We start from the raw sequence: 13,805 nt of genomic DNA on the forward strand, positions 1-13,805 counted from the left end.
TTGTCAGAGCGGCTCGATATCTCCCTGCGCCCGCTGCGCGTGGAACTCGGCCTGCCATGCTTCGAACGTACCCGCCGCGATGGCATCACGCATGCCCTGCATGATTTCCTGAAAGTAATGCAGGTTGTGCCAGGTCAGCAGCATGCCCGAGATCATCTCGTTCGAGCGGAACACATGGTGCAGATACGCGCGGGAATAGTTCGAACAGGCCGGGCATGTGCAATGCTCGTCCAACGGGCGCGGATCATCGGCGTGGCGGGCGTTTTTGATGTTCACGACACCATGCCGGGTAAACACCTGCCCTGTGCGGCCTGAACGTGAAGGCAGCACGCAATCCATCATGTCGATGCCGCGCGCAACGGCGCCCACGATATCGTCGGGTTTGCCAACGCCCATCAGGTAGCGCGGCCTGTCGACCGGCAGGAAATCGGGGGCGTAGTCGAGGCAATCGAACATGGCCTCCTGCCCCTCGCCCACGGCCAGACCACCGACAGCATAGCCTTCGAACCCGATCTGCTTGAGCGCCTCGGCGCTTTCCTCGCGCAGGTCCTGTTCCAAACCGCCTTGCATGATGCCGAACAATGCATGGCCCGGGCGATCTCCGAACGCTTCACGCGACCGCTCGGCCCACCGCATCGACAGGCGCATCGACTCGGCGATGCGATCCCGATCCGCAGGCAAGGCTGGGCATTCATCGAAACACATGACGATGTCCGAGCCCAGCAGACGCTGGATCTCCATCGACCGCTCGGGCGTCAGTTCATGCTTGGACCCGTCCACGTGAGATTTGAAGGTCACGCCTTTTTCGGTCAGTTTCCGAAGCCCGGCCAGCGACATGACCTGAAATCCACCCGAGTCTGTCAAGATCGGACGTTTCCAATTCATGAACTTGTGCAAACCGCCCAATCGGTCGATGCGTTCCGCCGTGGGCCGCAGCATCAGGTGATAGGTGTTGCCCAATAGGATATCCGCCCCGGTGGCGCGTACGCTTTCTGGCATCATCGCCTTGACCGTCGCCGCAGTACCCACAGGCATAAAGGCGGGCGTCCGCACCTCGCCACGCGGTGTATTGATCACGCCGGTTCTGGCCTTGCCGTCGGTGGCTTTCAGGTCAAAAGAAAAACGCTCGGTCATGGGGTTGCCTCGGGGTCGCTGAAACGGGTGGGATGTGCCTGATCTGTCGGACCATTGCAACCCGTCAGGGCAGTGACGCGACGCGCTCTGTAAACAGATGCACGACCCCTGCCCCGTCCACATCCCGGCACACGCGGATCGCGGGCCGGGACAGATCGGGACGGGTCGCGCCCATCTCTGGCCCCTCAGTCACCACGCTCAGGCCGGTTTCAACCATCTCGAACATCGGCTCGTGTGTGCAGGCAATCACCGCAGTTGAATCGTGCAGGCCGCAGCCTTCCAGCCCGCCGACCTCTTTGTAGAAATTCAGATAGAACTTTGAGATATCGCGCAGAAACCCACCCATATCTTGGGACCTTTTGGCCAGCGCCTCGAAATCGGCGGTTTCATAGAGGGTTTTCAACGTCACATCTAACCCCACCAGAATGGTTTCCGGCGGCGCGGCAAAGACAATATCGGCGGCCCGGGCGTCGTGGTAGATATTGGCCTCAGCGTGTGGATTCACATTGCCGGGACAAAAAACCGCGCCACCCATGACAACCAACCGACTGATATTGAGAGCAAACTCAGGGTCTAACTGCATCGCCAGCGCGACATTAGTCAACGGGCCAACCACACAGACGACCAACTCGCCTTTTTGGCGGCGCGCCGTATCAACCAGAAACTCGGCCGCAGACATATCGTGGTTTGCGCCGATTTCAGGAATTTCACTAATGTCGCCAAAGCCCTCTGGGCCGTGCACGTGTTCGGACGGGGCGTGATGACTCTGCCCCAGCGCGTGTGAGGCACCCTCGGCCACCGGAGCGTCCAGGCCCAGTTTATCCAACAAAAACCGTGCATTGCGGCTGGACTGATGTACATGGGTGTTGCCGAACACCGTGGTTAGCCCAATCAGGTCAATTTCGGGCGCGGCAACGGCATAAGCAATCGCCATGGCATCGTCGATGCCGGGGTCTGTATCGAGGATCAGTTTCATCCCTGCCCGATACCGCAAACACGATAGGATGCAAAGCGGTCACATTCCGTAACATCCAACTTGCATCCGTAACTTCATAGATTTGCTTCTATGATCTTTCACCCCATACCAGAATTGAAATCGGGCGACTCAATCCCCACATGTATACTATAGTACACAATAAAAGAGGACAGATATGATAGGCATTAACGAAGACCAGATTATTGGATTGTTGACGTCAAACATCATTTATTTGCTGGCAGCGGTTTTGATCATCGTTGTCATTTTCAAGGGCATCAAGATCGTTCCGCAATCTGAGAAATACGTGGTCGAACGGTTCGGACGCCTGCACTCGGTGCTTGGTCCGGGCATCAACTTTATCGTTCCTTTTCTGGATGTTGCCCGCCACAAGATATCCATCCTTGAGCGCCAGTTACCAAATGCAACGCAGGATGCGATCACCAAAGACAACGTTTTGGTGCAGATCGACACCTCGGTGTTTTACCGCATTCTCGAACCTGAAAAGACGGTGTATCGTATTCGTGACGTAGATGGTGCGATTGCGACAACCGTGGCTGGTATCGTTCGGGCGGAAATCGGTAAAATGGATCTGGATGAGGTCCAATCGAACCGTGCGCAGCTGATCACCCGCATTCAGGAAAGCGTCGAAACCGCCGTTGATGACTGGGGCATCGAAGTGACCCGCGCCGAGATTCTGGACGTGAACCTGGATCAGGCAACCCGTGACGCGATGTTGCAACAGCTGAACGCCGAGCGCGCCCGCCGCGCACAGGTGACCGAAGCTGAAGGCCAGAAGCGTGCAGTTGAACTCAGCGCCGATGCCGAGTTGTATGCCGCCGAGCAAACCGCAAAGGCCCGCCGCATCCAGGCCGAGGCTGAGGCTTATGCAACCGGCGTCGTTGCTAAGGCGATTCAGGACAACGGCATCGAGGCCGCGCAGTACCAGGTTGCCCTGAAACAGGTCGAGGCACTGAACGCCTTGGGCAATGGCACCGGATCGCAAACCATCGTTGTGCCCGCCAACGCGCTTGAGGCCTTTGGCGATGCCTTCAAGATGCTGAGAGGAGGAAAATAATGGCCGATCCCTTCTGGCTGACCTGGTGGATCTGGCTGGCCGCAGCGCTGGCGCTTGGGATTCTCGAGATTGTCCTGCCCGGATTTATCTTTTTGGGCTTTGCAATCGGGGCAGCCATCACCGGGTTGCTTCTGGTCATCCCGGGAATGGTACCCTCGCTGCCGGTTTTGTTGCTGATTTTCGCGGCATTGTCCTTGATCGCGTGGTTGGTGCTGCGGCGTGTCTACTCCCTGCCCCATTGTCAGGTGAAAACCTTCCGGCACGACATCAATGACTAAGACATGCAGGCGCCCCTCAGGGGGCGTCATTGCACCTCTGGACGCTGCCTCAGGCTTTCCCTATATAATTGCTCAGGAACCAGACCCGAGGCACGAATGACTCATCCGAGTGAACATCTGGAAGGCACACCGCTGATTGCGCCTTCGTCCATTGAGCATCCCCTGTACGACGCAGTGGTAGAAGCCTGCCGTACGGTCTTTGACCCTGAAATACCGGTCAATATCTACGATCTGGGTTTGATCTACACGATAGACATCACGCAGGAAAACGCGGTGAAGGTCATCATGACGTTGACTGCCCCAGGTTGTCCGGTTGCCGGGGACATGCCCGGATGGATCGTCGAAGCGATTGAACCCGTCGCAGGTATCAAGGAAGTTGACGTCGAACTGACATGGGAACCGCCCTGGGGCATGGAGATGATGTCAGACGAGGCGCGACTGGAACTTGGCTTTATGTAAGCCTGGCGAAATAACCCCCTGTCGCAAAAGATTTATCTTTCTGTTACTAACCCGTCGGAAAACCGTTACCAACTCTGGGAATAGTCCTGGCGTGCTGTTATTTGCATCCCATTGCGCCACAGCACAGGCCGGGAGGATTTTCACGTCCCCCATGGTCCCCGGCCGGACGACATGAATAAGAGACCGCTCTTGCCCGGGAGCGGTCTTTTCTTATTGTATTGAAAGGGTTACTGAACGCCACACTCAGACTTGATTTTAGCGGCACGCTCATCCAGCGCATTTACATAATCGCCGGCTAACATGGACAGCCTCTTGTTTTCAGTGCCGGTCACCAATCCCAAAAGCGCCCCGGCGGGAGTAAGGGCAGCTACACTTTCAAGCTGTTGATCCTGCGCGTGTTTTTTCTCGGCCGCAATCGCGCGTAAATCACCTTCCGCGGTGGCGCAATTGACCGGATGCGTTTTTTGCGCAGTTTCGGCCAACGCCGCACCTGCAGCCAGCGCAAGAATAGACGCCAATACTATGTTTTTGCGCATAACTTTGCCTTTAACCATCCCACCTCACCTTATTCCAGACCGTCTGAAAACCGATACGCTCAGCTAAGGTCACCTGCTTTCAAAAGGCAAGCACCATTCCTTGGACGGCAGAAAAGTTAGGTAAGCAGCACTGCTATGCCTTGAGCCATCGCCCTGTCAGCACTAAATTGGGATTTACGCGCGACAACGGAGATCACAATGTTCGGCATTCCCGGCAAACAGGCCGTGACTATGACGCCCAAAGCGGCAGAGCAGATTGTCCGCCTGATGAAATCAGGTGGTCACGCTGGCTTGCGCATTGGAGTCAAAAAAGGCGGTTGCGCCGGCATGGAATACACCATGGACTATGTCGATCAGGCTGACCCGAATGACGAGGTCGTCGAACAGGACGGCGCGCGGGTCATAATCGCACCGATGGCCCAGATGTTCCTGTTCGGGACTGAGATCGATTATGAAGTCTCTCTGCTGGAATCGGGTTTCAAGTTCCGCAACCCGAACGTTGTCGATGCCTGCGGTTGCGGCGAGTCGATCAAGTTCGACGAAGGGCTGACGCCCCAATCCTAAGATGCCTGAAGGTGGACGTAGGTCTCATTGAACCGGCGCGTCAGATGATCGCCGGCGCGAATGGTCTTATCAGAGTTCGGCGGTGCCACATTGGTATCGTAGGACGGGTTGAAAAACAGCGGCACGGACAGGCGTTCCTGCGAACCTCCCACAACGCGGTGTAGAGTGGCCTTGACTTGACCCGCCGTCCAGAACTCCAGCATTTCACCAAAATTGATGATGAAGGTCTCCGGCGCGGCCTCGACCTTTGCCCAGCTGTGGTCGGGCATCCGAACTTCAAGCCCCGAGGTGCCGTCAGTCGCCAGCAGGGTCAGACAGCCGTAATCCGTATGGGCACCGATGCCAAAGTCGCGCTCTCCGGCCCAATCCGGGCGTTGCGGATAGAAATTGCCGCGCAACAACGCCATCGGAGTATCAAACGCGGTGTCAAAGCTATTCTCTTCGCGCCCCAGCGCAACGGCAATCGCGCGCAGAACCCGCATCGCAACCGCGCAGGCATCCGTGTAATAGGTCTGGATCGTGCCCTTGAACGCGGTCGGACGATCCGGCCACAGGTTTGGGGCATACACACCCAGATCCGCAGCCGCATATGGGCTGTTCGCAGGCAATTCATAACCGCAATCGAACACCTCTTTGAAATCGGGGTTCGCTTCTGGATCAACCTGCTCGGATCGCGACGCGCCCCAGCCGCGATTGGATCCGGTCAGAGCCATATCAACCCGTTTCTTCTCGACCTCTGGCAGATGAAAGAACTCACGATACGCGCCCAAAACCTGACGCACACGGTCACTATCCAGCCCGGTATTTGAGACGGTCAGAAAACCCACCTCACCCACCGCGCGCAGCAGCTTGGCAAGTTCGACTGGATCACGTTGGTCCAGCTTTGTCAGATCAAGGTTGTCGATCATACGCCCGTTCCTTTCCGCGCGCGGACACTGCCGTTTTGCAGCCCGCTCTGCAACCGGAATTGTCAGCCCGGGCTGGCGGTGCTATCGGGTTTGAAGAACAACTATACTTCAGGGAGATTGGGACATGCGGCGTAAGCTGGCGGCTGGCAATTGGAAAATGAACGGAACCACGGCGGCACTGAGCGAATTGGAGGCTCTGGTCCGCGCATTCCCCAATCCAACTGTAGACGTTCTGATCTGCCCACCTGCCACCCTTCTGCACCGAGCGGCTGAGTCTGTGCGTGACACGGGAATCACAGTCGGCGGTCAGGATTGCCATGCGGCGACGTCTGGCGCACACACCGGCGATATCAGTGCGGACATGCTGTTGGACGCCGGTGCAAACGCAGTCATTCTAGGCCATTCCGAGCGCCGTGAAGATCACGGCGAACAGAACGAAGATGTACGTGTCAAGGCCCGCGCCGCAATGGAAGCCGGTCTGAAGGCTATCATCTGCGTCGGAGAGAGCCTGGAACAGCGCGAGGCCGCCAATACTCTGGACATCATCGGCGGCCAGATGTCAGGCTCGATCCCCGACCAGTCGACCGGTGAGAACCTAGTCGTCGCCTATGAACCCATCTGGGCCATTGGCACCGGCAAGGTACCCACGCTGAACGAAATCGGAGAGGTTCACGACTTTATCCGTACCCGCCTGGAACGGCGTTTTGGTGAAGGCGTCGGTCGGTCCGTGCGTTTGCTCTATGGCGGCTCCGTCAATCCGTCGAACGCAGAAGATATATTTGGCGTTTCGAACGTCGACGGTGCGCTGGTCGGCGGTGCCAGCCTGAAGGCGCAGGATTTCTCTGGCATCATCAACGCCCTGCAAAAGGCCTGAGTACACGCTCAGGCCAGTTTCATTGTCACCAGACCGGTCACGATCAGAATCGCCGCGATAATACGCGCGGCGTTTACTGTTTCGCCCAACAGCATGATGCCGACCAGAAACGCGCCCACCGCGCCGATTCCCGTCCAAATAACATAGGCCGTGCCCAGCGGTAGCGTCCGCATTGCCATGGCTAACAAGCCGAATGATCCGATCATAGACACGCCCATGATGACGGTCGGCCAAAGCCGGGTGAAACCGGCGGATTGCTTCATTGCAACGGCCCAAACGATTTCCAGCAGGCCAGCGAGTAACAGAAATATCCAGGACATAAGGACACCTCATTGACGTTCGGGTCGTCCCGAATGATCACCCGGTATGGGGAGGTCGTCCTCAGCCTTTAACGTGGGAATGCGAGGCGAATCTTCAAGTGGCCTACAAAGAAAAAGGCCGGGCAGATCGCGCTGCCCGGCCTGAACGCAGGATACCCCTGCTAGTTCGTTACAATTTCTGGCCCCATGAAGGTGTTGGGCAGGAACGTCGATATCCACGGGATATACGTCACCATGATCAGGAAGACGAACAACACCGCCAGGAACGGCAGCGCCGCCTTTACGACGCTCATCATCGGCATCCCGGCCACGCCCGAGGTCACGAACAGGTTCAAACCAACCGGAGGCGTAATCATCCCGATCTCCATGTTCACCACCATGATGATACCCAGATGAATCGGGTCGATGCCCAGTTCGATGGCAATCGGGAACACCAGCGGCGCGACGATCACCAACAGGCCCGAGGGCTCCATGAACTGACCGCCGATCAGCAGGATCACGTTGACAACAATCAGGAAGGTCACCGGCCCCAGCCCCGCCGACAGCATGGCGTTCGCGATATGTTGCGGCACCTGTTCGTCCGTCAGCACGTGTTTGAGGATCAGCGCGTTGGCAATCACGAACAGCAGCGTGACGGTCAGTTTACCAGCCTCGAACAGCGTGTGCTTGGTATCGGGGTGGAAAAAAGCCGTAAGCAGCGCATAGGGTTTCTTCAAAAGCGAAAGGTTCGCCGTACCCTCGTCAGTGCTGAGCGGCCCCATGTCCTTGTAGACAAAGCTGGCGATGAAGAAGGCATAGACTGCAGCCACCGCAGCGGCCTCGGTCGGGGTAAAGATACCGCCATAGATACCACCCAGAATGATCACGATCAGGAACAAACCCCAACCGGCTTCGCGCGCCGAGGTAAATACTTCGCCCCAGCCCTTCCAGTCTCCTTTCGGCAGATTCTTGACCTTGGCCATGACATAGATGGTGACCATCAGCATCAGGCCGGCCATCAGACCCGGAATGACGCCCGCCAGGAACATACGTCCAACCGAAACCTCAACGGCTGCGGCATAGACAACCATCACAATCGACGGCGGGATCAGGATGCCTAGCGTACCGGCATTACAGATCACACCTGCGGCGAACTCCTTGGAATAGCCAACTTGACGCATCCCGGCGATGACGATCGAACCGATGGCCACCACTGTCGCCGGAGATGAGCCCGACAGCGCTGCGAACAACATACAGGCGAACACACCCGCAATCGCCAGACCGCCCGGCAAGTGCCCCACACAAGCAATCGAGAACCGGATGATCCGCCGCGCCACGCCGCCCGTCGTCATGAATGACGAGGCCAGAATAAAGAAGGGGATCGCCAGCAGGGTAAAGTGCCCCTCAAACGCCTCGAACAACGTACCCGCGACCGAGGCCAGCGAACTGTCGGAATAGATCAGCAGGAACAGGGTAGAGCTGAGGCCCAGAGCCACCGCAATCGGAACCCCGATCAACAGCAGGCCAATGACCATCGAGAAAAGAAGTACTACGTCCATTATTCATGCTCCCCCTGCTGAGCGCGCACTTCTTCGATTTCGTCCTCAACCTCATGGCTGGCGACGATACGATCGGTCTCGCCGCGCCAAATCTCCACCGCGACCTGTGCAAAGCGGATCACCAGCAGCAACATCGACAGCGGTAGAATGAAATAGGGAACGACCTTTGGCAGTTTCTCGTAATACTCGCCGTAGTTGATCATGTCTTCCAGGAACCGCAGCGGTGCGACCATGGGGATGTCGTCAACCTCGTAGAAGCTCTGACTACGGGCGTCGAAATTGAACCCGGTCGGGAACCAGCGGCCCGAGGTGGGTGGAAGGTCGGCGAACACGGCCCAATAGTCATAGGCGCCTTTCAGCATCAACAGCGAGAACACCAAACAGCAAGCCACAGCGATCAACGCCAAAATCCGGCGCGGCGCCGGGGACAGCATGTTCAGAATAGCATCCACACCCAGATGCGCGTGTTTCTTCACCGCGTAAGACGCGCCCAGCAGTACCAGCCAGCCAAAGGTGAAAACTGTCAGCTCAAGCGCCCACAGGATGTTGGAATTAAATACGAACCGCGCGATCACGTTGGCAAATGTCACGGCCGTCATAAGGCCCAGCAACAACGCAATCAGGGTTTCTTCGATATGGTCGACCAGCCCGCCTTGGCCGGGTTTCGCACCAGACATCATTCTGTCCCCGCATTTTTTGAGATGAGAGTGATTGGGGCGGGCCTTTCACGGCCCGCCCGGCCTGCGCGTCGATAACTCCCCAGTCCCGGACGCGCGGCCTGTTCCGAGTTTAGAACCCGGCGTTGATGGCCTGAGCGGCGTCGATCTTGTCCTGACCTACGTCGTCCGCGAATTTGTCCCAAACCGGTTTCATCGCATCGACCCAGGCCTGACGCTGTTCTGGGTTCAGCTCACGGATGATGCCGCCTGCGTCGGTGATCGAGGCTTTGGCTGCTTCGTTCACCGCAAAGGCTTCCTTGTTCCGGGTCTCGGTCACTTCGGCCAGAATGGTCATGAACTGATCGCGAACCTCCGGGTCAAGGCTGTCCAGCCAGTCCACCGAGGTCACGACGAGATAGTCAATGATCCCGTGGTTGGTCTCGGTGATGCCATCCTGAACCTCAAAGAATTTCTTCCCGTAGATGTTCGACCAGGTGTTTTCCTGCCCGTCAACAACGCCCTGTTGCAGCGCGCCATACACTTCCGAGAAGGCCATTTTCTGCGGGCTGCCGCCAATGGCTTCCATCTGCGCAACCAGCACGTCAGAGGACTGAACGCGGAACTTCAGACCGTCCGCATCAGACGGGCTTTCCAGTGGCTTGTTCGCCGACATCTGCTTCATGCCATTGTGCCAGAAGGCCAGACCCTGCAGACCGCGACGCTGCATACTGTCCTTCATCGCCTGACCGTCATCTGACGCCTGAAACGCGTCCACAGCATCGATGTTCTTGAACATGAACGGCAGGTCGAACAGGCGGAACTGTTTGGTGAACTTTTCGAATTTCGACAGCGAGGGCGCGGCCAGTTGCACGTCGCCTTGCAACATCGCCTCAAGCACCTTGTCGTCGTTGTACAGCGTGGAGTTCGGATAGACCTCCATGCACATCACACCGTTCATCTCGTCATTCACCCGCTGCTCCAGCAGTGATGCCGCAATGCCCTTGGGGTGCTTGTCAGAGTTCGTCACATGCGCGAACTTCACGACGATCTCACCATCCTCGCAGGCCGCCATGCCTGCGGTTGCGGTTACGGTCAGTGCAACTGCCGTTGCAGCCGTTGTCAGGAATTTCATCAGTCTTTTCCTCCCAGACTTACTTTGTCGTTCAATAGGCACCTGCTTGGCACCGTATGAGGCGAAGTGAACCGAATCGGAGGTTACGGCTCAACGTTTTGTTTCCTGTCGCGCATTTGCAGATTTTTTTGCTTTAAAACAAAAGATTAAAAGGAGCAGGTTAAACTCCTCTTTTAAACCCCGGCACCCGCTGTGCGAAATTCCGCACAACCCCCGCGCCCGTTGTGCGGAAATCCGCACTCTTCTCGAATCAGCTCCGCAGAATCACTTCGTTGAAAGGTCGTACCATCCGCAGCCCGCATCAGCGGGCTGCCCGGCCCAACGACTTTAACCGCATGAAAATGCGGTCAAAGGGGGCGGGAGCGGTTCTGATCACCTGCGATAATCTTCGGGGCGAATCTGATACCGGGCCAGCTTGTCATAGAACGTTTTGCGCGGAAGTTTCAGCGCTTTTGCCGCATCCGAGGCCTTGCCGTTGTGCCGACCCAAAGCCGCAATCAGTAATGATCGCTCCACCCGCGCCATCTGCTCGCCCAACCCCAGATCGGTGGCCTGCGAAACCTCTTCCGGCATCCCCAGCACAAAACGCATGGCCGCCGACATCAACGATCGCGCGTTCCCCGGCCAATCACTGGCCATCAGCGAGGCCAGATGCTCCGATGAAATCTCAGGCTCCGCGATACCTGCCTGTTCGGCAGCCTGCGCCACGTAGTGTCGAAAGATCACTGGAATGTCTTCAGGGCGCTCGGCCAGCGAAGGAATCCGCACCCGCATCACGTCCAACCGATAGAATAGGTCCGCATGAAACCGCCCCTCTGACGACAGCGCAGCCAGATCGGCCGTCGTGCCAGCCAGAATACGCGCGCCGATGCCCTGTTCGACCGCTTCTAGCGCGGCGTATTGCGTCGCCTCGGGCATTGCCGAGATCTCGTCAAGGAACAGTGATCCTCCGGCCGCATCCTCGCAAACCTGAACCAGCGCATCGGGCGTCAAACCGGCCGAGGGTCGTTTCACAAATGGTCCCTGCCCCTGCGGCGACATCAGATGCACTACCTCGGCCACCTTGGAAATCCCACTGCCCGCAGGGCCGGTAACCAGAACCTCGGCCCCGGTGGGTGCAACGCTTCTCACGCGCTCCCTCAAAGCTTCCGCTTGAGCGGATAGGCCGAACAACAGCCGAGCAGCGGGGTCGCCACGTTCCAGCTCGTGTTTCAACGCGCGTTGTTCCAGAATCTGAGTGCGCGCTGCAAAGGCCTTGCCCAACACCTCCAGAAGGTCGGCGGCAGCACAGGGCTTTTCCAGAAAGTCGAACGCCCCCTGTCCCATGGCGCGCACAGCCATCGGAATGTCGCCCTCACCGGTCAGAAGGATGACCGGCAGGTCCGGATCGATCTCATGCGCGTAGGTCAGCAGATGAAACCCGTCCCGCCCCGGCATCCGAATATCCGAGATGATAACGCCAGGAAAATCAGCGCGGATATGATCCTTGGCCGCTACAAACGACCCCGCTGTGACTGGTGCGTAATCGGCCAGTTCCAATGTCTGCGCCAAGGCCTCGCGCACGGCGGCGTCATCGTCGACCAATAATACCTTGCGAGTCATGCCACCTCGTCTTCCCGATAGTACTCAAGTTCTACAGTGAACGTCGCGCCGGTCTGCGCGTTCGTACCGCGAATATTCCCCCCAAAACTCTGGACCAATCCATACGAGATCGAAAGACCCAGCCCCATCCCCTCAGACGACCCAACCGCTTTGGTCGAATAGAATGGTTCGAACAGTTTCTCGGTGTTTTCAATGCCTGGTCCTATATCGCGCACTGTCACGGTCAGCCTGTCTGCGGCCTCAATCGCAATGCGGATCAGTCGTTCGTCCTGCTGGCTCATCGCGTCGGCGGCGTTGTTGATCAGGTTCACAAAGACCTGAACCAGCCGCACCTCGCCGCCCCACGCATAGACCGGCCCATCGGGCGGCTGCCAGTCCATCGTAACCCCTTCGGCACGCAGCCGCGCCTCGGTCAGCTCCACAGCCGTGTCGATCACCTGAACCAGATCAACCTTGCCCATAGGCTCGCTTTCGTTGCGGGCAAAGGCGCGCAGGTTCTTGATAATCCGCGCCATCCGGGCGGCCATGTCAGAAATGCGCGTGAGATTCTCAGAGACCTTTTCCTCACGCCCCCGCGACAGGAAGGCCGCCCCGTTGTCGGCAAATTGTCGGATCGCCATCAAAGGTTGATTCAGCTCATGACTGATACCCGCCGACATCTGCCCCAGAGCACTGAGTTTACCGGCTTGAATAAGCTCCTCTTGCGCGTGCTTCAGCGCTGTCTCCGCCTCCTGGCGCTCATGTACCTCACGGCGCAAAGCGGTGTTTGCGGCGGTTAAGGCCCGGGTTCGCTGGGCAACGCGACTTTCCAGCACCGCGTTGGCTTCGGCCAGAGTACGCCTGCGCTCTGTCGCCAGAAACAGCAATGCACCAAAGGCCAGACAGATCGCCGCAACAGTTGCCGCCTGCAAACCGGCCAAACGCCGAGCAGGAGCGACATCGACCAGCACCTCAGCCGTCATGTCGATAACAGGCAGCTCCAGCATTAAGTGCAACGCACGGCTGGGCAAGTAGCGGCCCCAGTTAAGGCTCCAAAGCTCGTGCGGCCCAACCCGGGTTGCGGCGAAATCCACCTCACCGCCCTCAGGAGGCGTCAACCCTTGTTGTCCTTCGGCACGGCGCCAGAACAACAAATCAGACCTGTTCGAGATAAAGACCACACCGTCGCCATCGATGAAAAACACCGCCTCGGTGCTGCCTCGCCAGGTTTGCTCAACGTCTTGCACGTCAGCAATAACCATCAGCGCGCCTTCAACCTGGCCCGAGGCATCAAAGGCCGGGGCCGCGTAGGAATAAATCCTGTCACCGCTGATCGGCAGGACGCCATGCGCGCTGCCCAAAGCCCCCTGCAGAGCACGCTGAAAGGCAAGGTGCTCGGCCATATTATCCTGCTCAACGGGTTGTGCCGAGACCAGTACTTGACCGTTTCGGTCCAGATACATCATGTTCACGGCTGCGGTCTTGTCCGCCACGTCCAGCAATATCGCGCGGGCGGTCTGTTTCTGCACCGGGGTTTCAAGCGCTCGCAGTGTCGGATGATTTGCCATCAGTACGGCCAGTTCCTGATAGACCTGCATCTGCGTGCTTAGCCGGTCAGCGGCCAGTTCAAGGTCGGCCTCGGCCTTTTCGCTCAGCTGAGACAGCGCCTGCCGATAGCCATAAGACCACACTCCGGCGGACAACAGCCCGACGGCACACAGAAATCCAAGGATCACCCAAACCCGTTGCATGGTATAGGGTCTTGCATTCA

General features: G+C 57.9%; 15 protein-coding genes. 5 read left to right on the forward strand and 10 right to left on the reverse strand.

What is annotated here, in order from left to right; all coding sequences use genetic code 11:
- Nucleotides 1–3: 3 nt before the first annotated feature.
- Together tgt and ACR0ER_RS00980 are read right to left on the reverse strand one after the other, a co-directional pair.
- Entirely contained in the window at nt 4–1,134 is a 1,131-nt protein-coding gene (gene tgt, locus ACR0ER_RS00975) for a tRNA guanosine(34) transglycosylase Tgt (protein ID WP_480767328.1), read from the reverse strand.
- 64 nt (nt 1,135–1,198) lie between these two features.
- Complete coding sequence (locus tag ACR0ER_RS00980) at nt 1,199–2,110, reverse strand: nucleoside hydrolase (RefSeq protein ID WP_480767329.1); 912 nt, start codon at nt 2,108–2,110, stop codon at nt 1,199–1,201.
- A 184-nt stretch (nt 2,111–2,294) separates the two neighbouring features.
- On the opposite strand from ACR0ER_RS00980, the gene ACR0ER_RS00985 reads away from it, so the two are divergent.
- The 3 genes from ACR0ER_RS00985 to ACR0ER_RS00995 all read left to right on the forward strand — a co-directional run bounded on the left by ACR0ER_RS00985 (nt 2,295) and on the right by ACR0ER_RS00995 (nt 3,922).
- Nucleotides 2,295–3,185: an SPFH domain-containing protein gene (locus tag ACR0ER_RS00985; RefSeq protein ID WP_170330220.1), complete on the forward strand. Its 891-nt coding sequence runs from the start codon at nt 2,295–2,297 to the stop codon at nt 3,183–3,185.
- Nucleotides 3,185–3,463, forward strand: a complete 279-nt coding sequence (locus ACR0ER_RS00990) for an NfeD family protein (protein WP_480767330.1) — start codon at nt 3,185–3,187, stop codon at nt 3,461–3,463. Before ACR0ER_RS00985 ends, ACR0ER_RS00990 begins: the two co-directional genes overlap by 1 nt.
- Before the next feature lie 96 nt (nt 3,464–3,559).
- Complete coding sequence (locus ACR0ER_RS00995) at nt 3,560–3,922, forward strand: SUF system Fe-S cluster assembly protein (protein ID WP_170329956.1); 363 nt, start codon at nt 3,560–3,562, stop codon at nt 3,920–3,922.
- A gap of 227 nt (nt 3,923–4,149) precedes the next feature.
- On the opposite strand, the gene ACR0ER_RS01000 is transcribed toward ACR0ER_RS00995, so the two are convergent.
- Nucleotides 4,150–4,476 (reverse strand): hypothetical protein, encoded by a 327-nt coding sequence (locus ACR0ER_RS01000; protein ID WP_254437905.1) that lies wholly within the window; start codon nt 4,474–4,476, stop codon nt 4,150–4,152.
- A 180-nt stretch (nt 4,477–4,656) separates the two neighbouring features.
- On the opposite strand from ACR0ER_RS01000, the gene ACR0ER_RS01005 reads away from it, so the two are divergent.
- On the forward strand, nt 4,657–5,022 hold the full coding sequence (locus ACR0ER_RS01005) for a HesB/IscA family protein (RefSeq protein WP_170329955.1): 366 nt from the start codon (nt 4,657–4,659) through the stop codon (nt 5,020–5,022).
- Here the strand turns inward: ACR0ER_RS01005 and ACR0ER_RS01010 are convergent.
- Nucleotides 5,019–5,930 carry an isopenicillin N synthase family dioxygenase gene (locus ACR0ER_RS01010; protein ID WP_480767331.1) on the reverse strand — a complete coding sequence of 304 codons (912 nt, stop codon included), beginning with the start codon at nt 5,928–5,930 and terminating at the stop codon, nt 5,019–5,021. The two genes, ACR0ER_RS01005 and ACR0ER_RS01010, sit on opposite strands and share 4 nt — an antisense overlap.
- A gap of 124 nt (nt 5,931–6,054) precedes the next feature.
- Here ACR0ER_RS01010 and tpiA point away from each other — a divergent pair, with 124 nt between their 5' ends.
- The gene (tpiA, locus tag ACR0ER_RS01015; protein ID WP_480767332.1) at nt 6,055–6,804 is read left to right on the forward strand and encodes a triose-phosphate isomerase; all 750 of its coding nucleotides are present in this window, start codon (nt 6,055–6,057) and stop codon (nt 6,802–6,804) included.
- An 8-nt stretch (nt 6,805–6,812) separates the two neighbouring features.
- Here the strand turns inward: tpiA and ACR0ER_RS01020 are convergent, their stop codons facing one another.
- From ACR0ER_RS01020 to ACR0ER_RS01045, 6 genes are all read right to left on the reverse strand, one after another.
- Nucleotides 6,813–7,124 carry a DMT family transporter gene (locus ACR0ER_RS01020; protein ID WP_480767333.1) on the reverse strand — a complete coding sequence of 104 codons (312 nt, stop codon included), beginning with the start codon at nt 7,122–7,124 and terminating at the stop codon, nt 6,813–6,815.
- Between the two features lie 161 nt (nt 7,125–7,285).
- Nucleotides 7,286–8,662 (reverse strand): TRAP transporter large permease, encoded by a 1,377-nt coding sequence (locus ACR0ER_RS01025; RefSeq protein WP_480767334.1) that lies wholly within the window; start codon nt 8,660–8,662, stop codon nt 7,286–7,288.
- Nucleotides 8,662–9,339 (reverse strand): TRAP transporter small permease, encoded by a 678-nt coding sequence (locus ACR0ER_RS01030; RefSeq protein WP_480767335.1) that lies wholly within the window; start codon nt 9,337–9,339, stop codon nt 8,662–8,664. The genes ACR0ER_RS01025 and ACR0ER_RS01030 overlap by 1 nt, the downstream gene beginning before the upstream one ends.
- A gap of 112 nt (nt 9,340–9,451) precedes the next feature.
- Nucleotides 9,452–10,453, reverse strand: a complete 1,002-nt coding sequence (locus ACR0ER_RS01035; protein ID WP_217359377.1) for a DctP family TRAP transporter solute-binding subunit — start codon at nt 10,451–10,453, stop codon at nt 9,452–9,454.
- A 372-nt stretch (nt 10,454–10,825) separates the two neighbouring features.
- Complete coding sequence (locus ACR0ER_RS01040; RefSeq protein ID WP_480767336.1) at nt 10,826–12,055, reverse strand: sigma-54-dependent transcriptional regulator; 1,230 nt, start codon at nt 12,053–12,055, stop codon at nt 10,826–10,828.
- Nucleotides 12,052–13,785, reverse strand: coding sequence for a sensor histidine kinase (locus ACR0ER_RS01045; protein WP_480767337.1), 1,734 nt, complete (start codon nt 13,783–13,785; stop codon nt 12,052–12,054). The genes ACR0ER_RS01040 and ACR0ER_RS01045 overlap by 4 nt, the downstream gene beginning before the upstream one ends.
- Nucleotides 13,786–13,805 lie beyond the last annotated feature (20 nt).

It is taken from the genome of Ruegeria sp. CH8 (genome assembly GCF_056536985.1).

Coding starts and splice junctions, on each gene's coding strand:
- ACR0ER_RS01030 (WP_480767335.1), bottom strand. CDS start 9,339: ATGTCTGGTGCGAAACCCGGCCAAGGCGGGCTGGTCGACCATATCGAA.
- ACR0ER_RS01045 (WP_480767337.1), bottom strand. CDS start 13,785: ATGCAACGGGTTTGGGTGATCCTTGGATTTCTGTGTGCCGTCGGGCTG.
- ACR0ER_RS01035 (WP_217359377.1), bottom strand. CDS start 10,453: ATGAAATTCCTGACAACGGCTGCAACGGCAGTTGCACTGACCGTAACC.
- ACR0ER_RS01005 (WP_170329955.1), top strand. CDS start 4,657: ATGTTCGGCATTCCCGGCAAACAGGCCGTGACTATGACGCCCAAAGCG.
- ACR0ER_RS00980 (WP_480767329.1), bottom strand. CDS start 2,110: ATGAAACTGATCCTCGATACAGACCCCGGCATCGACGATGCCATGGCG.
- ACR0ER_RS01010 (WP_480767331.1), bottom strand. CDS start 5,930: ATGATCGACAACCTTGATCTGACAAAGCTGGACCAACGTGATCCAGTC.
- ACR0ER_RS01020 (WP_480767333.1), bottom strand. CDS start 7,124: ATGTCCTGGATATTTCTGTTACTCGCTGGCCTGCTGGAAATCGTTTGG.
- tgt (WP_480767328.1), bottom strand. CDS start 1,134: ATGACCGAGCGTTTTTCTTTTGACCTGAAAGCCACCGACGGCAAGGCC.
- ACR0ER_RS01040 (WP_480767336.1), bottom strand. CDS start 12,055: ATGACTCGCAAGGTATTATTGGTCGACGATGACGCCGCCGTGCGCGAG.
- ACR0ER_RS01000 (WP_254437905.1), bottom strand. CDS start 4,476: ATGGTTAAAGGCAAAGTTATGCGCAAAAACATAGTATTGGCGTCTATT.
- ACR0ER_RS00995 (WP_170329956.1), top strand. CDS start 3,560: ATGACTCATCCGAGTGAACATCTGGAAGGCACACCGCTGATTGCGCCT.
- ACR0ER_RS00990 (WP_480767330.1), top strand. CDS start 3,185: ATGGCCGATCCCTTCTGGCTGACCTGGTGGATCTGGCTGGCCGCAGCG.
- tpiA (WP_480767332.1), top strand. CDS start 6,055: ATGCGGCGTAAGCTGGCGGCTGGCAATTGGAAAATGAACGGAACCACG.
- ACR0ER_RS01025 (WP_480767334.1), bottom strand. CDS start 8,662: ATGGACGTAGTACTTCTTTTCTCGATGGTCATTGGCCTGCTGTTGATC.